This is a genomic window from Rhodococcus sp. YH3-3 (assembly GCF_001653035.1).
Lineage (GTDB): Bacteria > Actinomycetota > Actinomycetes > Mycobacteriales > Mycobacteriaceae > Rhodococcus_F > Rhodococcus_F qingshengii.
In genome coordinates, this window is sequence record NZ_BCWH01000003.1 from 96,244 (window position 1) to 119,789 (window position 23,546).

Sequence of the window (23,546 nt, forward strand, 5' to 3'; positions counted from 1 at the left end):
TCCAAATGGTTTTCGGCTCCGAATGCCGTGTATGACGCCCAACCGACGGCAACAGCAGGACGGTGACCAGCACCTGGTGGTGCTAGTGCTGCCTGGAGGAAAGGTATCGAGCCATCGCCCGGCTCGCGCCTGGCATCTGTCCAACCTTCGGATGTGCCCGTTCACCGCTCAGCTTCGCCTCTCCGGTGTCAAAGCGGTGCAGGCTCGCTATCGAGTTCGAGGTTGGAACGGTGCCGAGCGCAGTCCGGTCGCCGACGCCCGCGCCGCACTCGACGCGATAACGAAACGTAATTCACAAGCTCAGGTGATCCTGCTGGGGCACTCGATGGGCGGACGGGTCGCCGCCGAACTATGTGGCGATCCGGCGGTGGTCGGTGTGGTCGCGCTGGCGCCGTGGTGGCCCGATGGAACGTCGGTGAATCTGCGTTCGGACACACAACTGTCAGTCCTTCACGGCACGGCTGACTCCTGGACCGATCCGGAGGTGTCGCGGCGAAAGGTCGACGAACTGCAGAAGTCGGGTAAGAGCGCTGAATGGATCGGCATCGACGGCGCAGGCCACTTCATGCTCCGTCGGGCGGCGACTTGGCATCGCCTCGTCGCGGATGCAATCGCAGGAATGAGTCGCGGGGTAGCCGCAACAAGGATGGGAGAACGACGATGAGTTCCGACAAGCGCAAGGTGGCCGTCGTCGGTAGTGGGGTCGCAGGTCTGACAGCGGCGTGGGTGCTCAGTAAGGACAGTGACGTCACCCTCTACGAAGCGGATTCACGGCTCGGCGGGCACGCGGACACCCATTCGGTCACCGACCCGGAAGGGCGAAGCCTCGCCATCGACACGGGGTTCATCGTCCACAACGATCGCACCTATCCGACATTGTTGCGATTGTTCGCAGAACTCGATGTGCCTACGCAGGAATCCGATATGAGCATGTCGGTCAGGTGTGGGGGTTGCGGACTCGAGTACTCGGGAGGCCAAGGGTTGCGCGGCGTTCTCCCGACGCCGGGGCTCCTTGTCAACGGCAGCTTTCTGTCGATGTTGATGGAGGTCAAGCGCTTCCATCGCCGTGCCCGAGCCCTGCTCGACAACACGGATCCGTCGGCACCCGACCAGACACTGGGGGTGTTTCTGCGCAGCGGCCGGTTCTCCGACTACTTCACCGCTCATTTCATGACTCCGCTCGTGTCGGCAGTCTGGTCGTGTGATCCCGGCTCGGCCCTGAAATATCCCGCGCGGTACCTGTTCTCGTTCCTCGATCACCACGGAATGCTGAGCGTCACTGGGTCGCCCACCTGGCGAACAGTCACCGGTGGATCGGGCGAATACGTTCGTCTCGTCGCCAAAAGCATCGGGGATATCCGCCTCAACACGCCGGTTCGCGCCGTCCACCGGTTCGACGATCGCGTCGACATTCGTGACGGCGACGACCAGATCCAGACCTTCGACGCAGCCGTGGTCGCAACGCATCCGCAGCAAGCACTGAAGATTTTGGCGGATCCGACGCCTGCCGAATCCCAGGTCCTCGGCGCAATGCCGTACTCCGTCAACCACACCCAGCTTCACACCGACGAGAATGTGCTGCCCGGCAACACCAATGCGCGCGCGTCGTGGAACTACTACATCCCTGAATGCAACGCGAAGCCGGATCACGTTCTGGTCAGCTACGACATGACGAGGTTGCAGCGGCTCCCGGAGACCGGCCGGCGCTACCTGGTGACCTTGGGGGGAGGCGAAATGGTGTCCCCGGACTCGGTGATCGATCAGATGACCTACGAGCATCCGCAGTACACACCCACCTCCGTCGCCGCTCAAGCGCGGCTTCCCGAGTTGGACTCGGACGTGCTCGCGTTTGCCGGTGCGTACCACGGATGGGGCTTCCACGAGGACGGTGCACTGTCTGGCCTGCGTGCCGCCGAACGCGTCGGAGGTCGGTGGCCGTGACTACTCCCATCACGCCGTCCATCGTTCATACGAGCATTCGGCACGTACGAACGGAGCCGTTGCACAACGAGTTCGAGTACCGAAGCTACAGCTGGCTCGTCGACGTCGACGATTTGCCCGAGCTTCCGAAGGCTTTGCGGCCCTTGGCGAAGTTCGACGCCGGGGATCACCTCGGCGACTCCACTCGATCGATTCGTGCCAACGTCGAGACTTTTCTGGCAACCAACGGATTGGAGTTCGCCGGCGGTCGCATCCTCATGCTTGCGAACGCGCGTGTGTTCGGCCATGTGTTCAACCCGCTGAGTGTGTTCTGGTGTCTGAACGACGACGGCAGTCAGCGGTGCGTCGTTGCCGAGGTTCACAACACCTACGGCGAGCGGCACTGCTACCTGCTCGAAACCGACGAACGTGGCGCGGTTCGCACGTCCAAAGAGTTCTACGTATCTCCGTTCAACGATCTGGACGGCGAGTACCGGATGCGACTTCCGCTACCCGACACCGCGCTCGCGCTCTCGATAGTTCTGGCCCGTGACGGCAAGGCGCCCTTCGTGGCCACGGTGTCCGGTCGTTGTGTGCCGGCGACGACGCGCGAGATCGTGCGCAGTGCGCTCGCCATCCCGCTGGCTCCGCTCCGAGTCGCCGCGCAGATCAGATTTCAAGGAATCCGGCTGTGGGCCAGGCGCTTACCCATCGTTCCCCGACCGCAACATCACCCGCAGGAGGCAGTGCAATGACCACAACCACTCTCGGCACCGAACCTTCCGCTCACACGATCGAAACCGAGCGGTGGCCGGGCGTCGCCACCGTGCCGAGCGGGCTCAAAGTGCGGGTTGCATCACCGGTTGCCCGCGCCCTGTTCCACAAGGCGGTCGCACGTTTGCCGCTGCGTGTCCAGATGCCCAACGGTGAGTTCTCCGGTGGCGGTAGCCCCGATTCGCCGTTGATGGTCATTCACCGCCCAGACGACTTCGCTGCTCGTGTGGGGGACAGTGGTTTGATCGGATTCGGCGAGTCTTACATGGCGGGCGATTGGGAAGCATCCGACCTCACTGCGGTCCTGGAAGTCTTCGCCTCCCGCGTGGCGACGCTCATTCCCGACTTCCTGCAGCGGCTACGAGGCCTCTACATTCCGAAGCAGCCTCGCAGTGAACGGAATTCGACGCAGAACACGCGCTCGAACATCTCCCGGCACTACGACCTCTCGAACGAGATGTTCGAACTGTTCCTCGACGACACCATGACGTATTCCAGTGCACTCTTCGAGGATCTGTCGGTAGGGGCGACCCCATCGTGGGACGTGCTCGCAGCGGCGCAGCATCGGAAGATCGATCGACTGCTGGATGGCGCAGGTGTCGGACCCGGTTCGCGAGTGCTCGAAATCGGCACAGGCTGGGGAGAATTGGCGATCCGAGCTGCCCAACGGGGAGCGACGGTGCGCTCGGTGACACTTTCGGTCGAACAGCAGGAATTGGCAGCGAAGCGGATAAGCGCTGCGGGACTGGCAGATCGCGTTCAGGTCGACCTTCTCGACTATCGGCAGGTACAGGGGGAGTACGACGCCGTTGTGTCGGTCGAGATGATCGAGGCCGTCGGCCACCAGTACTGGGGAAGCTACTTCCAGACGATCGACGCCCTGCTGGCGCCGGGTGGGCGCGCGGCGATCCAAGCCATCACGATGCCGCACGATCGAATGCTCGCGACCCGCAACACCTACACCTGGGTGCACAAGTACATCTTCCCCGGCGGATTTCTCCCGTCGGTGCGGGCGATCGAGGACGTCACCGAGCGCATGACAACCCTGCGGGTGCGTGAGCGGATGTCGATGGGCGATCACTACGCGCAGACGTTGCGACTGTGGGACGAGCGATTCAGCGCTCGCACCGACGAGGCGTCCGCGCTCGGGTTCGACGCAGTGTTCGCGCGCATGTGGCATTTCTATCTCTGCTACTCCGAGGCGGGGTTTCGGTCGGGGTATCTCGACGTCCAGCAAATTGTTCTCGATCGGAGGAACCAGCGATGACTGCCACAATGGATCGAACGACACAAGGTACCGGCGTTGCGGGTCGTCTCTCGGACATCCTCAGTCCACTTGTCGGCGGCGAACTTCCGGTGCGGTTGACTGCATGGGACGGCAGCACGGCAGGTCCGGAAGATGCTCCGAAAGTGACGCTCTACAGCCCGAACGTTTTGCGACGCTTGCTCTGGAATCCCGGCGAGTTGGGGGCTGCGCAGGCATATGTTCTCGGTGAACTCGACGTCGAGGGCGATCTAGGCGATGCACTCACACACGTGTGGAAGGTGTCTGCCGAGCGGGGGCTCGGGTCGATTACCCCGACACCCTCGCTTGTCCTGGCCGTGGTCAAGGCTGCGCGATCCTTCGGTGCTTTCGGGAGACCTTTGGCTCCGCCGGCGTCGCAGGCTCAGGTGAAGGGGCGCCTGCACAGCCTCGCCCGCGACCGCGAGGCGATCGGGCACCACTACGATTTGTCGAACGATTTCTACCAATTGATCCTCGATGAGAACATGGCGTACTCCTCGGGCTATTGGACTTCCGATGCACCGGACTACACGCTCGAAGACTCACAGACAGACAAGCTGGACCTGGTGTGCCGCAAGGTCGGTCTCGATCGAGCGCGAGGCTTGCGGTTTCTCGATGTCGGCTGTGGTTGGGGCTCGTTGAGCCTGCATGCAGCGCGGGAGTACGGTGCCAGGGTTGTCGGAATCACGATCTCGGCGGAGCAGAAGGCTTTTGTCGACGCGAAGGTCCGCGCGCTCGGTTTGGAAGACTGGGTCGAGATTCGCCTCCAAGATTATCGAGAGATTCCAGACGGTCCCTTCGATGCGGTCGCTTCCATCGAGATGGGTGAGCATGTCGGTGAGGACAACTATCCGACCTACGTGAAAGCGCTCCACGACAATGTTATTGCCGGTGGCCGTGTGCTGATTCAGCAGATGTCCCGCACTGGCCCGCACCCCGGGGGAGGTCCGTTCATCGAGTCGTTCATCGCGCCGGACATGTACATGCGGCCCGTCGGTCGCACTGTTGCGATGATCGAGGAATGTGGACTCGAAGTGCGGGACGTCCACGCCCTGCGTGAGCACTACGTGCGGACCGTCGACGCGTGGATCGAGACCTTCGAATCGAACTGGGATCGCGTCGTGGAACTCGTAGGTGTCGAAGTCGCTCGGGTGTGGCGTCTCTACCTCGTCGGCGGAGGAATGGCATTTCGGGACGGCAGGATGGGCGTCGATCAGATTCTGTCGGTCCGGCCGCACGGTGATGGTCGATCGGGTATGGAACCGGTACGGCCGCAGTGGGTGTCGCGGCGATGAACGGATTCGACTGGGGCGCGTTCGGAGTGGTCACACTCACGAGTCTGCTGGCGATCGCCGTCGGAATGGCGGTGACAGCCACGATCGGTGTACGGATCGGGCGCCACAACGTTGTCGACGTGTCGTGGGGCGCCGGCTTCGTTCTGATCGCGCTCGTGTCCGCGATAGTGGGAACCGGCGACCTCTGGCGCCGGTTGCTGATGCTTGCGCTCGTGGCGATCTGGGGTCTGCGGTTGGCGACGCACATGGCGATTCGATCGCGTGGCAAAGGTGAAGACCCGCGGTACGAAGAAATGCTCGGACGAGCGACGGGTAATCGAACGCTGTATGCGATCCGCAAGATCTATCTCACGCAGGGGATTTCGTTGTGGTTCGTCTCCCTGCCGATCCAGGTCGCAGCAGTGTCGAACGGCAGCTTCGGACTTCTTGTCGTACTCGGAATCGCGCTGTGGATTGTCGGCGTCACGTTCGAGACGGTCGGCGACCGACAGATGGAGGAGTTCAAATCCGATCCGGGCAGCCGTGGCCACATCATGGATCAAGGTTTGTGGGCATGGACGCGGCATCCCAACTATTTCGGCGACGCGTGTGTCTGGTGGGGGATCTTCCTCGTCTCGGCGTCCGTGTGGCCGGGGGTGTTGACCGTCCTCTCACCGATCGCCATGACGTACTTCCTGGTCTTCGCCACCGGAGCGCGGTTACTCGAGCGACACATGGAACAGCGTCCGGGCTATCGCGAGTATCAGCAGCGGACAAGTTACTTCATTCCTCGCCCGCCGAAAGCCCGCTCCGGGACGTAGGCTCTTTCGGGTGAGGCCAGAGCATGGGTGATCTGAAACTGCCGGCTGCGGTATGCGCGGTTGCCGTCGGCGGAGGGTTGGGCGCGCTCAGCCGCTACGGTCTGGGGGAGCTCTTTCCCCACATCTGGACGACTCTGGTCATCAACGTCGTCGGCTCGTTCGTTCTCGGTGTTCTCGCGGCCCTGCTCGTGCACAACAAGGTTGGGTACCTCTTTCTCGGCACAGGCTTCTGCGGCGGCTTCACCACCTTCTCGTCCTTCGCGGTTCACGCCGTGACGGAGAGTCCGTGGCGATCGATTCTCTATGTTCTCGGGACGTTGATTCCCGCGATCCTCGCTGCAGCACTGGGCAAAGGGCTCGGTGAACGCTGGATCCGCGCGCGGGACGGAGCGTCGGCATGACAGTTCTCCTGGTGGCGCTCGGCGGCGGCGCTGGTGCGAGTGGCCGGTACCTGTTGGCGCGGTATGTGCCCGCGTACAAGGGATTTCCGGCTGCGACGTTCGCCGCGAACGTGATCGGCTGCTTCCTCCTTGGATTGTTCACCGGGGCAGCTCTTTCCACCGAGATGGCCGCACTTCTGGCGACCGGCTTCTGCGGCGGCTTGTCCACCTATTCGACCTTCGCGACCGAGAACGTCGGGATGATCGAGAGGCGCCAGACGGCGCTTTCTCTGATCTACATCGTCCTCAGTCTGATCGTGGGACTGTCCGCTGCGTGGTTGGGAATCCAGATCACGGATTGACGGATCCGGCGCCGAGCGTGCACGCCACGCGGCCAGGGTAGACAATTGTCCACAGTCGCGTCGACACAGTGGTCGACCACCGGGCCGAGGGGGATTCGTGGCGCACGAACGAGCAGGACAAGTGGCTCTGCCAGAGGATCTGATCAATGTTCCTCATCTGGTCACCGCGTATTACACGCGCACTCCGGATCCCGAGAACCCGATGCAGCAGGTACTTTTCGGCACTTCAGGACATCGCGGTTCCAGTCTCGACTCGGCGTTCAACGAAGCTCATATCCTGGCGACAACCCAGGCGATCGTCGAGTACCGCGCTTCGCAGGGAATCGACGGCCCGCTGTTCATCGGCCGGGACACACATGCGCTCTCGGAGCCTGCCTGGCTGTCGGCCTTGGAGGTCCTGGTCGCCAACGACGTCGTCGTCCTCGTCGATTCACGCGACGCCTACACTCCTACCCCAGCTGTCAGTCACGCGATCTTGCGATACAACTCGACGGGTCCGGAGGCCAAGGCCGACGGCATCGTCGTGACACCGTCACACAATCCGCCGCGTGACGGTGGCTTCAAATACAACCCGCCGCACGGCGGGCCCGCGGACACGGATGCGACGTCGGTTATCGCCGATCGAGCGAACGAGCTTCTGCGCAAGGGGCTTTCCGGGGTACGGCGTGTGACGGCGGCACAAGCGCTGGACCGCGTCGAACGCTACGACTTCCTCCGCTACTACGTCGAAGACCTCCCCAGTGTCCTCGACCTCGACGCGATCCGCGATGCCGGAATCAGGATCGGTGCAGACCCCCTCGGCGGGGCAAGCGTCGACTACTGGGGCGCGATCGCCGAAACTCATCGACTGGACCTCGAAGTGGTGAATCCACTCGTCGATCCGACCTGGCGGTTCATGACGCTCGACACTGACGGCAAGATCCGCATGGACTGCTCGTCGCCCGACGCGATGGCGTCGCTGATCGGGATTCGGGATCGCTACGACATCGCGACCGGAAACGATGCGGACTCCGACCGCCACGGCATCGTCACTCCCGACGGCGGTTTGATGAACCCGAATCACTATCTGGCCGTTGCCATCGAGTACCTGTTCGCGAACCGGCCAGGTTGGGGCGCAGATACCAAGGTCGGCAAGACCCTCGTGAGTTCCTCGATGATCGACCGTGTCGTGAGCAGCCTGGGCCGCGATTTGCTCGAGGTTCCGGTCGGGTTCAAGTGGTTCGTTCCCGGATTGCTCGACGGGTCTGTGGGATTCGGCGGCGAGGAAAGCGCCGGCGCGTCCTTCCTCCGACACGACGGTTCCGTCTGGACGACGGACAAGGACGGCATCATCCTTGCGTTGCTCGCGTCGGAAATCACCGCGGTGACGGGAAAGTCTCCGTCAGCGCACTACGCCGCGTTGGCCGAGAAGTTCGGGAGCCCGGCGTACGCACGTATCGATGCGCCCGCGACACGCGCACAGAAGGCAGTCTTGGCAAAACTGTCTCCCGACCAGGTGAGTGCAACCGAGCTGGCGGGTGAACCGATCACCGCGACACTGACTGCCGCGCCCGGAAACGGCGCGGCGATCGGTGGTCTCAAGGTGACGACGGAGAACGCGTGGTTTGCAGCGAGGCCGTCCGGCACGGAGGACGTGTACAAGATCTATGCCGAGTCGATGAAGGGCGCCGATCATCTGGCTCAGGTTCAGGCAGCGGCCAAGGACTTGGTGTCCGGCGTCTTGAAGGCGAACTAGCCCGCGGACCGCTCATGTCGCCCGGCTAGAATTCCGGGCGACATGAAAACTCGTGCAGCCAAGCTGCCACAGGAAATTTGGGTACTGGTAGCCGCCAGCTTCGTCATCGCCCTCGGATTCGGGTTGGTCGCCCCGGCACTACCTCAGTTCGCGCGCAGCTTCGACGTATCGGTCACCGCCGCCACGATCGTGATCTCGTCTTTCGCTTTCATGCGATTGGTGTTCGCGCCGATGAGCGGCACTTTGGTACAGAAACTCGGTGAGCGGCCGGTCTACATCGTCGGCCTTCTCATCGTCGCGGTCTCGACCGGTGCGTGCGCTTTCGCGGGGGAGTACTGGCAACTTCTGCTGTTCCGGTCGTTGGGTGGCATCGGGTCGACCATGTTCACCGTGTCGGCTCTCGGGCTGATCATTCGCATGTCACCGTCGGACAGTCGCGGCCGCGTGTCGGGTCTGTACGCGACAAGCTTTCTCATGGGATCGATCGGCGGCCCGCTGGTCGGCGGAGCGCTGTTGCAGTTCGGTCTGCGGATGCCGTTCATCATCTACGCAATTGCGTTGGTGATCGCCGCGCTCGTTGTCTTCGTGAGCCTGCGTGGATCTCATTTGGCGTCACCGGACAAGGCTGTCGATGTGAAGTCGATGACTCTCACAGAAGGCCTCCAGTCTCCGGTGTACCGGGCAGCGCTCGGATCGAATCTCGCCTTCGGCGGCGTGATCTTCGGAGTTCGCGTTGCCATGGTTCCCCTGTTCGTCGTCGAGTTCCTCGGCCGAGACCCCTCGATTGCGGCCTACGCCCTGACGATCTTCGCCGTCGGCAATGCGTTGGTGTTGATCGTCTCCGGACGACTCTCCGACCGCTTCGGACGCAAGCCCTTTGTCGTGAGCGGTCTGCTCATCTGTGGTCTGGGAACCATCGCAATGGGATTCACCGACAACCTCGTGGTGTTCTTCGCCATCGCCGCAGTGACTGGTGTCGGCTCCGGGCTCATGAGTCCGGCCCAGCAGGCCGCGGTTGCCGATGTTGTCGGATCGACGGCCCGAGGCGGACCCGTTCTGGCGGTATTCCAGATGATGTCCGACATCGGTGGGGTAGTGGCGCCGATTTGTGCCGGGCTGATCGCCCAACATGTTTCGTACTCGGCGGCCTTCGCAGTGATGGGAGCCGTCGTTGTCGTGTCGGCGACGGGGTGGCTGTTCGTCCCGTCGCGAACGAAGCCTGTCGAATCCGTTGTAGAAGATCTGACTGATGTGACGGTGCTAACGGATACTCCTGCGCGGACAAACCTGGACTGACCGGGCATTCTGTACTCTCGATCGGGTGGCAATTCGCATCGTGAGTCTTGTGGCCCGATTGGGTTTGGCGGCCGTCTGGCTGATTTCCGGGGGACTCAAGTTCTTTGATCCCGTTCAGACGAAGATCGCGGTGCGCGCCTATCAACTATTGCCCGAGTCACTGGTGGGTCCGGTGGCGACGGCTCTTCCCCTGGTCGAAATAGTCCTGGGCCTGCTGATCCTCGTCGGGTTGGCGGTGCGAGCATCCGCTGCAGTCTCGGTGGTCATCCTCACGGTTCTCATTGCGGTGATCATTTCGGTGTGGGCCAGGGGATTGTCCATCGACTGCGGATGTTTCGGCGGCGGAGGTGCAGCCGACGTCGGCGCTTGGGACTATTCGAAGGAGATTCTCCGCGACCTGGGCTTCTTGGCACTTGCCGTCTGGCTGCTCGTGTTCCCGCGTTCGCCACTCGCATTGGGGCCCGGATCACGCGCGGCGTTCTCAGTGGATACTCAGTCTTCAGTGGCAAGGTAAGCAATCGGTAAATCGTTTCGACGCACGAAGGACTGCATCAGCGTGAGCACCAAGAGCAGCAAGAACAAATACTCGCCGGAACCGGTCTCGAGCCGCTCCACCTACATCATCGGTGGCCTCGCGGTGCTCGTGATCGCGGCCCTCGTCATCGGCGGTGTCTTGTGGACGAACAGCAAGAACAAGCCCCAGAACGACGGCTACGGCTCCGTGCAGAGTTCCGAAGTTGCCGTCACGGTGCAGGACAACGGAGTGGTGCTGCTCGGCAAGCCCTCCGCCGCGACAACCATTGATCTCTTCGAGGATCCGCTGTGCCCGGCCTGTGCTGCTCTCGAACACCTCAGTGGCCAGGCTCTCGCGGCCGCCGTCGACAACGGTGACGTCGCCGTGCGATACCACATGCTGAACTTCCTCAACCGGGCCTCGGGCAGCGGTGACTACTCCACACGGGCCGGCGCCGCTCTGCTCTGCGTCGCTCAGGGCGGCGACGCGATCGCGTACTCCGCATTCCACAACAAGCTTTTCGCGACCGACACGCAGCCGGCCGAGGGCGGCAGCAGCGACCACACCAACGACGACCTCGCCCAGATCGCTCGTGATGCGGGCGCATCCGAGGACGTGGCAACCTGCATCTCTTCCGGTACCAACGTCGAAGCCGCCGCGGCCAATGCCGCAGCCGCCAGCCAGGCGCTCAAGGATGTCGGGTCGAACGGGACGCCCACGGTTGTGGCGAACGGCAAGATCGTTGACACAGGCAGCAGCGACTGGGTTTCCAAGCTCTCCTCTTGAGCTGGAGCGGCCGCTTCGCTCTGACCAGGCGATTTGTTGCCCACGAGTCAAGTGGTGTAACTTTCTTCCAGCAAGCGGAAAGCAGAACAGCCGCTGCGAGTTCGACTGTTAGAGCGAACTGAATACGGGGCTATGGCGCAGCTGGTAGCGCACCACACTGGCAGTGTGGGGGTCAGGGGTTCGAGTCCCCTTAGCTCCACCAAAAGGTGTTCGTTAGCACCACGAACACGAGAAAAACGGCGAGGACTACGGTCCTCGCCGTTTTCGTTGTCCGAAAAGAACGTGCTGAGGGAGATGTCGCGCGGCGGGGGACTGTCGATCGTTGGCGCGTGGATGACACCCGGTCCCGCCTGATGCAGGGTAGCCATAAGCCTCGTCCGATCGGTGGCGGAAACGCTCACGTCACCATCGGTCTCGTCGACGCGCAATTGGTTGAACCAGGATTGGTTCAGGTCCCTTCGCAGCCGGTCGCTTGCGCGCTCGTAGATGTCACCACAGTTACGGATGAGATTCGCAACGCGGGCTAACGTGCCAGAGTAGTCGGCGTTCGTTTTATCAAGCAGAGCCTGCTGTTCCTGTAGAGATCCGAGCTGACGTCCCAATTGCGATTGCTTGTTGCGCGCTATGTCATCTGGCACTAAGCCGTCCATGGCCTTCTCAGCCCACTGCAGGCGTTCTCGCTGGATCTTCTCGATGCGTCGTGTGAAAGCGCCGTGTTGCTGAGCCGCTTCATCTCGATGCGCCCTGAGGTCGTCCGCGAGTGTTGACTCGATGGCGCGGACAGCGAGTTCGTTCCATTTTGATTTTTCTCGATGCCAGGCTGTCACAACTTGTTTCTCCACCGTCTCGACCGACAGATACGGCAAGGCGCAGTCGGACGTTTTGGAGTGATGACCGAGACATACGAAATACTGGTAAGCGCCGCCGTTGCCTTTGGACACGGAGTAGATCATCTTCGAATCGCAGCGAGCGCAGTGAAGCGAGCCAATGAGGTAGTGGTGGTGTTTCTGCGGACGTTCACCAGACTGGCGGTGAGCATCGAGAACCTTTTGAACTTGCTCGAAAACCTCTGGTGACACTAGGGGTTCGTGCTGCCCGACGTGTTCGACGCCTTTCCACGAGACGAACCCGAGGTAGTACCTGTTTCGCAGAATTGTCTGCAGTCGATTGGGTCGAAGGGGGCGTTCAGCTCGTTTCGCGGTCGCCTTCTGGACTAATCCACGTGATTCGAGCGCTGCTGCAAGGTTTCTCAGGCTCCATTCCCCCGAGGAATACGCTGAGAATGCCCAGACGATGTGCTCCGCCCGCTCTCGATCTATCTGAACGGTACGCACCTCTCGACCTCCAACGACCTTGCGCACGTTCTCGTATCCGATGGGAGCCAGGGCCGTGGTTCCGCCGCTTTGGACCTTCTGTTGCATTCCCTTCACAACCTCGTTGGCAAGGTTCCGGCTGTAGAATTCGGCGATCGAGCTCATGATTCCGTGCATGAGCATGCCACTGGGCGTTTCGTCGATGTTTTCGGTAACGGAAACAAGTCGAGCACCAGTCTTTTGGATCGCCACATTGATTTCGACGTCGTCGACTCGGTTGCGCGCGAGACGGTCGACTTTGTGAACGATGACGAAATCGACTGCCTCGGAGCTCAGCATTAGGAGCATCCGCTGTAGCTCGGGCCGGTCGGTGGACCGTGCAGACTCTCCCGCATCGACGAATTCGGAGATGACGGTTGCGCCCATCGATTCGGCCTTCCTGCGACATGCCTCTCGCTGGGCGGGTATCGAGAACCCTTCAAGCTCTCCGCCTCGTTGCGCTTGGTCCTTCGTCGAGACGCGGAGATAGAGGACGGCTCGGCTGTCGGGCGACAGATTTCTCATATGAGATTCCTTTCAGTTGAATTATCTTGGTGGTGATGCCGGTCCATGCACCGCGGGGTTGGATCGCTGAGGCCGGTTTGTTTCAGGCGAGTCGCAATGGCGCGTTCGGTCACGTCGAAATGACGGGCAAGGTCGTGGAGGCTCTGGATTCCGTGTGCGAACGCTCTTTTGAGCTGTGTTCGGGGAACGAGGAGGCAGCCGGCGAAGTAGTCGGCCGCGTACTCGGCGTGATCGAGTCCGTGGCTACAGATTTGGGGTGGGTACAGGAATCCCGCGAGGCCATGATCGATGATGTGTTTGTACTCGTGGGCAAGTATGAAGCGTCGCCTCGTGTGTGTCTGCCGGGGGTTGAGCTCGATGACCCAGTCGTGGCCGTCCCAGAAGCACGCTCCAGACACCGGGGTGTTGGCGTACTCGACTCGCAGCTTCGGCAATTCTGTAATGACCTCAGACGGCACAGGTGCTTCGTCGATATGTTGCAGGGCCAGCAAGTGAGTTGCTTGGAGTTCGGCGATTCGTAGTGCTTCTTCGATTGACAGGTGCCGGTGGGGGACGAGTGCGCGAAGTTTGGTCAGAATGCTGTGGTGAACTGTGGAGTCAGGGCTGTGGGGCATGCGGTGGTCCTCCTTCCCGCGGATAGGTTTCTTTGAATGTGTTTGTGGTGGTGCTTTATTCGTCTTCGCCGCCAGTTGGTCCGGTGGCTGCATGCTCGTGCCGGGATGTAATGCTCTCGACGTAGCGATTGATTTCTGCGACGGTTTCGGGTGACATGTCGCGGTACTTCAATTTGAGATAGACCGGCATTGTTGGCAATTCGTCGTCGCGAAGGAGTGCTGCTGTCGCAAGGAGGTCGGTGATCGGCAAGTCGAGCGCATCCGCGATTAAGCGAAGGCTTTCGACCTTCGGTGCAGGGATCTGCGCGAGCTCAATGCGGGTGACGGTGCCTACAGCGACGTTGGCCCGCCTGGCTAATTGGCTGGCGGATAGGCCGAGTTCTTCTCGACGTGAGCGCAGCATTCGAGCTAGTTTTCGGGATTGCTCTTGATTCATGAATAGGGTTCCTTTTCATTCCTATTCTAATTCTTTCGTTCAATTCGTTCAATGGGTTGGTTATTTCTACAACACTTATTGCTGCCGTCCATTGCGCGATTCCGGTAAGGCTTCGCTACATCCGTCCGTCGAATATCCAAATTCCGCCGTGCGGTGCGTCTGAGATCGAAATATCACCGCCGTCGTGGATATCGCGACCGAATTGCTCCGTGTCGAACCTTGTGTAGGGCTTCAGATACTCAGGGATTGTGTCGCTGAGTAACTTCGTGTAGCCGAGGTCGTCGGCAAGCTGTTCGGCGTAGTCATCGAGTGAGTCGTAGTAGCCGAAGTAGGCTTCTTCGAAGCGGTCCCACTGGGAATCATCGTCGATGTGTAAGTCGGCCCATGCGACAAAGGCGTGACCGTACTCCGCGATGCCTTGTGCCAGGCGGCTCACCCGTTCAAGCGATTCGTACTCAGATAGTTGCAGGCCGCCGAATCCGTCGAAATCGTGGATTGCGAACTCCTCTGCATCTGGTTGCCTGGATTTGGCCAGCATGGCGCAGATCGCTGCCTGAAGATCCTCAGGGCTACTGGTGGCATTGAGCCAGGTGCCGTGGAGATGGCCGTTGTTGTAGTCGCTGAGTGACGCGACGTAGATCCTGGGCAGATCTTCGGGCGCAATTTCGTGGGTGGTGGAGTGCTCAGTCGAACGGGGCAGTTCTGGTTCTTTCGGGTCTAAAGGTGTTGTATCCAAGTGCTTGTCGTTGTTCATCTTTGTGTCCTCCCTTCGTTTCGTGAGTTGATTGGGGTGAGGGTGTTGCTGGTGGGCCAGCAGCGGCAGCGAACCTTGCTCAGCTGAGAAGTGGTTCGAACTGCCGTCTGCTGGCACACCATTGCCTGGTCAGGTGCCAGGGCTTGAGCCCGTGTCCTTTCGGGCGGTGCGGGGGCGCGGTTTGGTGCTCTCCGGGGTGGCGAACAGTGTTGAGAGCGCGTCCCTGCGTGCTGCGGCGTCACGTTCGATGTCGGCAAGCGCTTCATCAGCGCGGGCCATGAGATCGTCGGCGTGCTTGGCTGCCTCCATATGGGCAGCCAGCGCGTTCTTTATCTCATCGGTGATTGTGGAGCCGCGAAGCTGAGCGATGAGGCTCAGCTGTGCGTGGACATCGGGTTCCAATCGGATAGCGAGGGTTTTGACCGCGCCGTTTCCGTTGGTGGTGGGTGGGCGGCTGATGCCGTCCTCAGGTGCCGTCATGGCAACCTCCTCGGTGTGGTGTGACCGGCGAACGTCGATTGACGTTCGGGAACCGGCCACAGATGGCCGACGAGGTTGTCGGGCGCAGGGGGTTATGCGGCGGAGTCCTTTTGGCGTGCCTTGGTGATTCGACTTCGAGCGTCAGCTGCGAAGGTCGGATTGAGTTCACATCCCATCCATCTGCGACCCAGGGTCTCAGCCGCAACCGCGGTGGTGCCGGACCCGAGAAATGGATCGAGCACGGTGCCGGGCTCACCGGGGAGTTGGCAGTCGCAAGTGGGCTGCAGGCTTTGTCGAACTGCATTGTGTCCCAGTGAGCGGATTACTGGGCGCATCCAGGGAAGTTGGCAGCCAGTGCAGCGCTTTTCGGGGCAACCGGCCTGGATCGCACGGCGGGCAAGTTCGAGTGGATAGGCCGCGTGGTGTGCACCGTGTCCTCGGCTCGTCGCGATCGGCCAGACATCGCCTGGGTTCTTACCCAGAGGATGTCCGACTCGGCCATCTCGTTTGACGGCGTGAAGACCGCTGACACTGCCGGAGTTCGAGCCGCGCCATGACTCGCGGTGACCTGGTGGTCTGCGACTGGGAGGCCCGGAGGATTTCGGCGGATGAGTGAGGTGGGGTTCGCGGATCGAATCGAGGTCAAAGTAGTAACGGGGGTGACGGGCGAACACGTAGACCAGTTCATAGGTGCAGGCGAGTCGATCCCGCACGCTTGTTGGCATGGGGTTCTTTTTGGCCCAGACGATCTTGTTTCGCAGAATCCAACCTTCCTCGACGAGGGCTAGCGCCAGTCGTTCGGGAGCGAGGACAAGGCTTTTAGTTGGTGCTCCGTGGGTTGGGTTCGTGGCGTAGGTATCTCCGAGATTGAGCCAGAGGGTGCCGGTCGGGACGAGAACGCGGGCGATCTGACGCATTGCGGGCAGAAGTGCGCGAACCCAGTCGTCGACGTGCGACTCGAGTCCGAGCTGGCCTTCGCTCTCATAGTCACGAAGACGGAAGTAGGGCGGGGAAGTGAGTGTCATATCAATGCTGGCATCTGCGACCGAGACGAGTTTGGTGGCCGCGTCTCCGATGAGTATCGAGCCTGGTTGTGGAGCCTCCTGCCGAGGTGGCGGAGAGCTCGGATGGGGGAGCAGTGCTGTTGTTGTGGGTTGGGTCATGGGGCACCTCCTTTCATGATGAGGGTCGGCAGTTCGGCCGGGGTGGTGATGATGAAGAGTTCCGAGGGGAGCTGTGAGTTGCGCGAGATCGCCTTGGCAAGTGCTTCTTGGCGGCGCGTTGCGATTTCTGGCGTTCGCGCGCTCATCGTCCAGATGACATAGGGGAATGCTCCGTACTGATCCTGCTCGATTCCGCTTCGCCGGTACTGCTCGTAGGCAAGGCATTTGCGAAGCAGGGTGGTCAGACTCTCGCCACCGAGATCGATCTCGAGGAAGAACGCTGCTACGTCGTCGTGCTCCGGGCTCACCGCGGACTCAAGGTAGATATCTGGCTTCAGGACGACGGATCCGCCGTTGAAGTTTCGGTAACGCCGCCAGGAGGCTGGTTCAAGTTCGTAGCGAACCAATGACGGCCCCTGTGAACTGGTCGCGCGGATGAGGGTCGTGACGGTGTCTGCGATAGCGAGGGTGTGTGAGAGGAATCGAGTAGACGGTTCTTGGTAGCGCCGGCGTGGACGGTCGGGGTCCTGTTGCCGCCGGAGGCGGTCACCCACCTCATCGATGTGGTAGACGTTTCCGGTGCTCCCTGAGCGCATTCCACCGATGTCACGGGGCAACGTGCCGATCACTCTCCACTGAGCAAGTCGGGTGAGGGCTCGGCGTGCGGCACGTGCTGCGGCAGGTTTGGTGGAGTGGTCAGGGAAGTGAAGGGCTTGGATATGGGGCGCAGCGAGGAATCGGAATTGTTCGATGCTCGTGATGATCTGCCAGTCACGGTCGCTGAGGCGACCAAGTAGCCGAAGAAGCAGCTTTTGGGAGATCCGCTGGGGTGCAGTGTGTGTCGGGTGTATTGGCGTTTGAATTGGCGTTTGATCGAGACGTGGGTGGTCATTCGCCGTGACTGTGGTGCCCAGATGGGCACCATCATTCGCCGCCCGTAAATCGGAATCTGGGGTGCGGACCAGGGCGTGCGCGGATTCGGTGCCGGGGGCGGTTGGTCGGGCGGTGGGACGGACTACCGGGGCAACATCGACTGGTACAGGATGAAAAGGAATTGAGTTGTCGGGGTGGTTCGATGGCGCCACCTGGTGGGCGACGGATGGAGGGGGCAGGGCGGCTCGTTTGGGTGCTGACTCGTTCATGGCGTTGTCCTCCTTCTGCGAGTACCGCCGATGGTTCCGTCGGTGGCACTTGACGATTGGTCGAGTGCCGAGAGGAAGTCGGCCTCGACTTCGGCGATGGGGCGGCCGAATTGCTCGCGGCTGCGTCGCCGGATTGAATCGGGATTGCTGGTCGATCGCGGCGGTGGCAGCGTGACACCAGATGCCCAAGGCTGGACGGCTCCGTCTTTCACGAGCGAGGCGTAGATGTGGAATACGGGCAGTGCGGTGAAGTCACTGGGAGTCAGATCGGATTGTCCGGCCGTCATCGTTTTGGCGTCCGCTGCGGTGAGTTGGAAGGCTATGCGGCTTCTCGCGTTTGCGGTGAAAGCGGTGCGCATCCCTGGTGGCAGCTGGTCGATGAATTGATGGGCGAGGTGGAATGATCCGCCCAGCGACCGGGACATGGCGAGTGCATCCGAGAGGTCCGTGGGGAGCCTCAGGAATTCCTGTGCCTCATCGAGGACGACGGTCACAGTGGTGCGGTCCTTCGGAGGAATCGCGCCGCGCTCCCGGAGCGCTTGCCAGAGTTCGGCGACAACGAGCGCACCGAGGAGTTCGGCTGATTCTGGGCCGATGGCACCCTTCTGAAGAGGAACGAGCAACACCTTGTTCTCCTGCAGAACCTGCCGGATGTTGAAGCGTGGTTGCTGTTGCCCGAGGACACCGCGAAGGTGCGGCGACAGGAGTGGTCTGATCTTGTTGAGCAGCGGTGCACAGATTTGCGCGGCGCTCTCGGGGGAGAGCTGATCGAACCACTGCCAGAACGGCCCGGCCGCAATGGGATCAGCTTTCGAGATGTCGCGGGTGACGCTGCGGCGGAAGGCCGGGTTTGTCAGCAGTAGCGGAAGCATGACCAGGCTGGCGTCGTCACGGGCGGCGAGAGAGTGCAGGCTGTTCCGCAGGATGTCAGAAGACCTCGGGCCGAGACTGTCGCCGTGGATGGCCAGGAAGACGCTGAAGACATGGTCGGCGACGGCTTCCGGGGAGCGGCCGTATGACTGCAATGGATTGATGCCAATCGGGGCATCGTCGAGCGGGTCGAGTACGACGATATCGTCGCGTCGGTGTTTCGGAATTGTCGAGAGCAATTCGTGGATGAGGTCTTTCGGCTCGATGACGACCACGGGGCGTCCAGCCTGCAGGTCTTGCACGATGAGGGACTGAAGCAGGCTGCTCTTGCCGGTTCCTGTTGGCCCGATGATCCAAAGATGTTGCCGACTGTCCTTTTCACTGATGCCAAGTTGCCCGTCGGTGCCCGGCGCGGTGGTGTTCCCAATGATCCGATCATCTTCGCCGGCAACGGCTGTAGGGCGGAGCTGTTTTGGATGGGCTGGTGGTTGCCCGGGGTATGGAGTGGAAGCGGCGTCGGCGACAGGCCAGCCGGTGAGGATCGGTAGTTCCTCGATGGAAAGGCGTTGTCCACGAGTCCACATCGACCACTGGGGTGATGGCGAATTGAGACGCACGGTCTTTTCGGGTGAGAAGGTCGCACGGACGCCAGGCCCCGTGACTGTCGATATTGCCGATGTCGCGGCGAGCAGTAGGCTTCGCCTGCGTTCGGGACTATCGGCGTGGACACCGAGACGGAGGGTCGCGACGAAGCCGTGTTGCCCTAGCTTCCGCTTAACCTCTGTCGTTGCAGCAGTGCGTTTTTCAGGTAGGACACCTGTCAGCGCTCGAGAGGTGACGGATTGGTCAATTTTCGCGATTTCGCCAGTGGGAAAGCGTGGCGTGAGCCTAGGCCCGAGAACAATCTGAAGCGTGAGCTTCTCGGATCGTCGAACGCTGGTGAGAGCAGACAGAATGGCGCGGGTCGACGCCTCGGGGTGCCCGGTGGCGAGGGCGACCTGATTGTGGAGCTGCAGTCGTCTTGCCGTCGTGATGGGGGCGCGGACATCCGGGTAGCTGGTGACGATGGTGCCGGGGACGAGCTGCTCGATGTCGCGGCGAAGCGCTTGATGATGACGGAGCTGGGAGCCGACAAGGTACTGAATGCCGTGGCGGTCGGCACGAGCTTCGACGATGATCTGAGGGGCATGGACTTGAGATGCCCAGCTGCGGAGCAGACCGAGAACGGGATCTCGACTCAGCGGCGCGGGCCAGAAGATCTCCTGCCACAACAACGAGCCGAGGGGCAATGCTGTTGAGGGGCTAGTCATCTCGCAGCTCCTTCGCTCGGGAATCGTCATTGGCGGCGTCGCGTTCGGCCTCGGCCAGCGCCAAAGCTATGACGGCGCGGCTGAGACGCTGCAGATCCGGGGTGTCGCGGCGAATGCCGCGCACTGAGATGTTGCGATCCTTTCGCGGCCGTCCGCCTTTTCGGTAGTCGGTCTTTCTCTTTTCTTTGTCATTGCGTCGATAGGTTCGTGACATAGCTGTGCCCTCCTTTGAATTAGATTTTTGATATTTCGAATGAATTCTTCGGGTCGTTGAATTGATTGAACGCCCGGTGTCTTCTATTTAACGTTGAACGTATTCAACGAACAATAGAGTTTGTCGAAATCACAACACCGATTGGATGGGGCTGATTCGAGACGTAGGGGTGACCAATTACCAGCGATTTTCGCGGCGTGCACGGATGATCTGAATTGCTGCCACCACAACTGACGTGACTGCGACAGCCGCCACGAGATACGGCCAGATCGCCTCGATGAGCGCGACGGCGCAGTACAGAGCGATAGCTGCGACGAGGATGCTCAGGCACCCGCTGATGGCTCGGTCGAACCAGGACTTCGGGTTGGAGTCAGTCACGACGGGTTTCGCAGTTCGTGCAGAACCCCGCGTTCGAGACCCATGACGGCGCAGTTGATGCCGAACGATCGCTGATCCGCGGGAAATCGATTGGCGAGGGCGTTGATCTGTATTTGCCCGATGAGATCAGCGTGGAACAGCTTCCACGGCAGAGAATTTGGAGCGTAACCGCTGCGCTCCAACTGGTCCAAGTGCCAGATCGCCAGTTCTAGCTCGTCAACGAGGTCGAAGCTCAACCCGAGAAGACAGTGGTGAATATCGTGGACGAAGCGGTGGGCGATGTTCACCTCTGGCGAGGTGAACAGCACCGAGCCGCTGTTCTGGTTGGAAATGGGCAGCGGCTCCTTGGTCTGGATGCTGCGCTCGAATGCCGTGCACAGCGCGGAGTACGTGGTGGGAGCATCCCGCGTCGGGACGAAGCGGAACCCGATTGCCTCAGCCGTCTGCTCTGCGTGGAAATCGATGAACGAACTCAGAATTTCGCGAGCCTCATCAATCTGGATGCGGAGAACCGGAGGAATCGTCTTTGGAATGGGCATACTGAATAGACCTTCCTAAGAGGTGGCGAGGTTGAATAGTGAAGAATTGGGAGTTGCTACGGCGTCAGAGCGGTGGGACGGCGCTCCAACAGTGCGCTGGATGACTGGCGGCTTGGTGGCCCGCTACTGCTCCTGGTCTTGATGAGCGGTGGCCAAAGCACGATTCGCCGTCATGGATTCAAATATGGCGCGCGCAGTCGCGCCAGGCTCGGAATTCTGCGTGATCATCGAGATGCTCACATGGGGAGCAGTTTTCAAAGTCTGCGGGGGTTCTGCATTCAACGCGACAGCATGAACGTGGCCCTCGAAGGAGACGAGTCGACCCAGGATTTCTGATGGATCGCGGTCCGTCAGAAGAAAGTCCGTCATGACGACGATCCCAATGTCGAAGGCTCGAAACTGTGTTGCCAGACGCTCAGCTTTGTCGAGTGCCGGTGAGAGATCACTCGATCCTCGTGCTCCCGTCGAACGGAGCCCGGAGCGAAGTCGCAGCCGGCCGCGCCGTTGGAGCCGTTGGGGCGGCACATCGAGCGGGGAGGGCTGATCGAAGTGGATGATCGCCACGAACTCCTGGCGGCAGTTACATGACCTGCCGATCTGGTCTATTGCTCGCTTGGCCTCTGAATATCGCTGTGCGAGCGGGTCATGCCCGGACTGCGCGGTGATACTTGCCGAGTCGTCGGCGATGATCACGGTCAGAGATGGACGGTCGGGGCATGAACCTGCCTCACCGAGTGCGAATTTAGCGGCGCGCTGGTTTCGATCGGTTGTCGTGCTGATGGGCTGTCCGTGGCCGATGACGCGTGGGTCCAGAAGGCGGACACGCTGGAGTATGTGGTCGCTCACTGGTCTGCCTTCCGAATTCGGCGACCGATTGCAGGCGCTGCGGGACCGTGGCCGACGACATCGGGACTGCCGGTCAGCGATTCGTACGACAGCGCGGTGAGATGGGAGCTGGCTGCATCCCCGCGATGGTGCTGTTCCGCAGTAATTGACCGTGACCGTTCTTTAGCGCGCCCAGCGAACAGGAGCAACGGGCGGGCAGTCAGTCGGCGGTGTGCGCGAAGTTCCTTGCGATACTGACCGTGCGCTTCGTCGATGAGGTCACTGACCGGGTCTGCGTGGCAATACGAGTTGATGAATGATGCGACCGTGACAGCGAGGGCGAGTGATCCAAACGCGACGCCGGCGGCACTCCCATCGAGAGCGGCCCGGAGGCTGAAAATCGCGCTGGCAACGAGCAACCCGACCGTCAAGCCGCTGGCCAGCGCAATTGTGGCGTACCGACGAGCCCTGAGGCCGCTACCGTCGAACAAGTGTTGGTACGGCATCAAATCGCCCGAAACGTCCTCGGGTTTCTCCCGCTTCCGTTCGGCTGACAAGTGGAGGTGTTTGAACTCGGCGCCGGTGAGCCCAGCCGTTATCGTTGCCGTACCCGCCGATACTGCCTGGAGAATCGCGAGCGCTGGAATGTCGCCGAAGATGATCGCGGCGTTGGCCGGTCCCATTACTTCACCGACGCATAGTGCACATGCCCGCAATCTGTAGCCCCAGCTGGACCCTTTCCGTCGACGCCATGGTGACAGCGCCGCAGCAGTCAGTACGAAGCGCTTGCGCGCCTCGGACACGACACTTCGGTTCTCAGCAATGAGATGGCCCGATTCGTTGGCATACGGTGAGAGAGCGCTGTGACGTGCCGAATCGACACGGGATATCCGTTCGGCTTCAGATTTGAACAGATGCTCCTGTGCGACGCTTTGTGCGTCCCACGCCAGTTCGCCGTACGTGTCGCCGATTGTCGGCGGACGAGGGATAGCGGTCGCCTTGTCGACCGGGATGAGCCGATTCGAGCGTGCGTTTGAAAGATGATCGGTTGCCGAAGCTTTTCGCAGATGCAGGTTTGCCATGCTGATCACTGCCCGTTCGCAGGATCAGTGACAACGATGCACTGGTTTGCGCCGGTGTGCTCGCAGACTCGAGTCCATCCGGCCTTGAGAGCATCGACATACGTGGTCTCTGCAATAGCGCCATTGCCGGTCTTGCCGACGCCTATGAAGGTCACGGTCGCACCCGATAGATCGGGAACGGCCACTTCGTCGGCCATAGCTACGGCATGCTCGCGAGATAGGGCCGGGTCGCTGAAGTGCAACGTAGCGTTGTCTTCGCCGTCAGTGACGAGAAGGACGCTTAAGTTGCTCGTGTCGTCGCCGGGATTGAGTTGTCTCTGGAATTCAGCAGATTGACTGAGCTGGCCGAGGATGTCGGTGCCGCCTGTCGAGCCGTCGCTTGGCTCAAGCTGCAACTGGGTCAGGTTCGTTTCGACCGTCTCAATGACAGCGTCGGTGAGTACGGCCTCCCGACGTAGACGCGCGTTGTCGGTGGCACCGTCGAGCTGCAGCTTGCCGGAATAGAGGGGCACCGTTGAGGCAACTGAGCCGAAGAATGCGGAGATCTCGACTACCCCACCGCAGATGACAGTGCGACGGACTGTGGCGCGCAGCGCCTCGCTCTCAGGGGCCGAAAGCGGCTGTTTGATTCGGCTCGCTGACATGTCGAGCGAAGCCCGAGAATCGACAGTTCGTCCCGGAGGGCAATTCGCCAAGATTGCTTTGGCGTCGGTCT

The 23,546-nt window shown here is 61.2% G+C and carries 26 protein-coding genes, 1 tRNA gene and 1 pseudogene; 14 read left to right on the top strand and 14 right to left on the bottom strand.

Annotated elements, in window-relative coordinates:
* Positions 1-31: 31 nt before the first annotated feature.
* The 14 genes from YH3_RS25555 (at position 32) to YH3_RS35645 (ending at position 11,674) form a co-directional block, all read left to right on the top strand.
* The gene (locus YH3_RS25555) at positions 32-664 is read left to right on the top strand and encodes a dienelactone hydrolase family protein (RefSeq protein ID WP_064444294.1); all 633 of its coding nucleotides are present in this window, start codon (positions 32-34) and stop codon (positions 662-664) included.
* Positions 661-1,941, top strand: a complete 1,281-nt coding sequence (locus tag YH3_RS25560; RefSeq protein ID WP_007731296.1) for an NAD(P)/FAD-dependent oxidoreductase — start codon at positions 661-663, stop codon at positions 1,939-1,941. The genes YH3_RS25555 and YH3_RS25560 overlap by 4 nt, the downstream gene beginning before the upstream one ends.
* Positions 1,932-2,675 (top strand): DUF1365 domain-containing protein, encoded by a 744-nt coding sequence (locus tag YH3_RS25565; protein ID WP_064444295.1) that lies wholly within the window; start codon positions 1,932-1,934, stop codon positions 2,673-2,675. The genes YH3_RS25560 and YH3_RS25565 overlap by 10 nt, the downstream gene beginning before the upstream one ends.
* Positions 2,672-3,961 (top strand): cyclopropane-fatty-acyl-phospholipid synthase family protein, encoded by a 1,290-nt coding sequence (locus tag YH3_RS25570; RefSeq protein ID WP_003942339.1) that lies wholly within the window; start codon positions 2,672-2,674, stop codon positions 3,959-3,961. Before YH3_RS25565 ends, YH3_RS25570 begins: the two co-directional genes overlap by 4 nt.
* Positions 3,958-5,274, top strand: a complete 1,317-nt coding sequence (locus tag YH3_RS25575; protein WP_064444296.1) for a cyclopropane-fatty-acyl-phospholipid synthase family protein — start codon at positions 3,958-3,960, stop codon at positions 5,272-5,274. The genes YH3_RS25570 and YH3_RS25575 overlap by 4 nt, the downstream gene beginning before the upstream one ends.
* A complete protein-coding gene (locus tag YH3_RS25580; protein ID WP_037130102.1) occupies positions 5,271-6,074 on the top strand; it encodes a DUF1295 domain-containing protein in 804 nt (267 codons plus the stop codon). Before YH3_RS25575 ends, YH3_RS25580 begins: the two co-directional genes overlap by 4 nt.
* 23 nt (positions 6,075-6,097) lie before the next feature.
* Positions 6,098-6,475, top strand: coding sequence for a CrcB family protein (locus YH3_RS25585; RefSeq protein ID WP_007731302.1), 378 nt, complete (start codon positions 6,098-6,100; stop codon positions 6,473-6,475).
* Entirely contained in the window at positions 6,472-6,816 is a 345-nt protein-coding gene (gene crcB, locus YH3_RS25590) for a fluoride efflux transporter CrcB (protein WP_003942344.1), read from the top strand. Before YH3_RS25585 ends, crcB begins: the two co-directional genes overlap by 4 nt.
* Before the next feature lie 97 nt (positions 6,817-6,913).
* A complete protein-coding gene (gene pgm / locus YH3_RS25595; RefSeq protein WP_064112629.1) occupies positions 6,914-8,551 on the top strand; it encodes a phosphoglucomutase (alpha-D-glucose-1,6-bisphosphate-dependent) in 1,638 nt (545 codons plus the stop codon).
* Positions 8,552-8,593: 42 nt separating this feature from the next.
* Positions 8,594-9,847 (top strand): MFS transporter, encoded by a 1,254-nt coding sequence (locus tag YH3_RS25600; protein ID WP_003942326.1) that lies wholly within the window; start codon positions 8,594-8,596, stop codon positions 9,845-9,847.
* Positions 9,848-9,872: 25 nt separating this feature from the next.
* Entirely contained in the window at positions 9,873-10,361 is a 489-nt protein-coding gene (locus YH3_RS25605; protein ID WP_003942318.1) for a MauE/DoxX family redox-associated membrane protein, read from the top strand.
* Positions 10,362-10,403: 42 nt separating this feature from the next.
* Entirely contained in the window at positions 10,404-11,147 is a 744-nt protein-coding gene (locus YH3_RS25610; protein ID WP_007731305.1) for a DsbA family protein, read from the top strand.
* A gap of 126 nt (positions 11,148-11,273) precedes the next feature.
* Positions 11,274-11,349, top strand: a tRNA-Ala gene (locus tag YH3_RS25615).
* 127 nt (positions 11,350-11,476) lie between these two features.
* Entirely contained in the window at positions 11,477-11,674 is a 198-nt protein-coding gene (locus YH3_RS35645; RefSeq protein ID WP_154100331.1) for a hypothetical protein, read from the top strand.
* A gap of 300 nt (positions 11,675-11,974) precedes the next feature.
* Here YH3_RS35645 and YH3_RS37380 read toward each other — a convergent pair.
* The 14 genes and pseudogenes from YH3_RS37380 to YH3_RS25690 all read right to left on the bottom strand — a co-directional run.
* Positions 11,975-13,024, bottom strand: a pseudogene (locus YH3_RS37380) (recombinase family protein); the annotation flags it as partial.
* Positions 13,021-13,638: an ImmA/IrrE family metallo-endopeptidase gene (locus YH3_RS35090; RefSeq protein ID WP_082920657.1), complete on the bottom strand. Its 618-nt coding sequence runs from the start codon at positions 13,636-13,638 to the stop codon at positions 13,021-13,023. The gene YH3_RS35090 and the pseudogene YH3_RS37380, both read right to left, overlap by 4 nt.
* Positions 13,639-13,693: 55 nt before the next feature.
* Positions 13,694-14,041 (bottom strand): helix-turn-helix domain-containing protein, encoded by a 348-nt coding sequence (locus YH3_RS25635; protein WP_238592705.1) that lies wholly within the window; start codon positions 14,039-14,041, stop codon positions 13,694-13,696.
* 148 nt (positions 14,042-14,189) lie between these two features.
* The gene (locus YH3_RS25640; RefSeq protein ID WP_154100332.1) at positions 14,190-14,828 is read right to left on the bottom strand and encodes an antirestriction protein ArdA; all 639 of its coding nucleotides are present in this window, start codon (positions 14,826-14,828) and stop codon (positions 14,190-14,192) included.
* A gap of 129 nt (positions 14,829-14,957) precedes the next feature.
* Complete coding sequence (locus YH3_RS25645; protein WP_064444645.1) at positions 14,958-15,308, bottom strand: hypothetical protein; 351 nt, start codon at positions 15,306-15,308, stop codon at positions 14,958-14,960.
* Between the two features lie 92 nt (positions 15,309-15,400).
* On the bottom strand, positions 15,401-16,471 hold the full coding sequence (locus tag YH3_RS25650; RefSeq protein WP_082920658.1) for a site-specific DNA-methyltransferase: 1,071 nt from the start codon (positions 16,469-16,471) through the stop codon (positions 15,401-15,403).
* The gene (locus YH3_RS25655) at positions 16,468-17,613 is read right to left on the bottom strand and encodes a replication-relaxation family protein (RefSeq protein WP_082920659.1); all 1,146 of its coding nucleotides are present in this window, start codon (positions 17,611-17,613) and stop codon (positions 16,468-16,470) included. Before YH3_RS25655 ends, YH3_RS25650 begins: the two co-directional genes overlap by 4 nt.
* A complete protein-coding gene (locus YH3_RS25660; protein WP_064444301.1) occupies positions 17,610-19,793 on the bottom strand; it encodes a type IV secretory system conjugative DNA transfer family protein in 2,184 nt (727 codons plus the stop codon). The genes YH3_RS25655 and YH3_RS25660 overlap by 4 nt, the downstream gene beginning before the upstream one ends.
* Complete coding sequence (locus tag YH3_RS25665; RefSeq protein WP_064444302.1) at positions 19,786-20,007, bottom strand: hypothetical protein; 222 nt, start codon at positions 20,005-20,007, stop codon at positions 19,786-19,788. Before YH3_RS25665 ends, YH3_RS25660 begins: the two co-directional genes overlap by 8 nt.
* Before the next feature lie 177 nt (positions 20,008-20,184).
* Complete coding sequence (locus YH3_RS25670; RefSeq protein WP_064444303.1) at positions 20,185-20,385, bottom strand: hypothetical protein; 201 nt, start codon at positions 20,383-20,385, stop codon at positions 20,185-20,187.
* Positions 20,382-20,924 (bottom strand): hypothetical protein, encoded by a 543-nt coding sequence (locus YH3_RS25675; RefSeq protein WP_064444304.1) that lies wholly within the window; start codon positions 20,922-20,924, stop codon positions 20,382-20,384. The genes YH3_RS25670 and YH3_RS25675 overlap by 4 nt, the downstream gene beginning before the upstream one ends.
* A 123-nt stretch (positions 20,925-21,047) precedes the next feature.
* Positions 21,048-21,770 (bottom strand): VWA domain-containing protein, encoded by a 723-nt coding sequence (locus tag YH3_RS25680; RefSeq protein WP_064444305.1) that lies wholly within the window; start codon positions 21,768-21,770, stop codon positions 21,048-21,050.
* The gene (locus tag YH3_RS25685; RefSeq protein WP_154100333.1) at positions 21,767-22,831 is read right to left on the bottom strand and encodes a hypothetical protein; all 1,065 of its coding nucleotides are present in this window, start codon (positions 22,829-22,831) and stop codon (positions 21,767-21,769) included. Before YH3_RS25685 ends, YH3_RS25680 begins: the two co-directional genes overlap by 4 nt.
* Before the next feature lie 5 nt (positions 22,832-22,836).
* On the bottom strand, positions 22,837-23,475 hold the full coding sequence (locus YH3_RS25690) for a hypothetical protein (protein WP_154100334.1): 639 nt from the start codon (positions 23,473-23,475) through the stop codon (positions 22,837-22,839).
* Positions 23,476-23,546 lie beyond the last annotated feature (71 nt).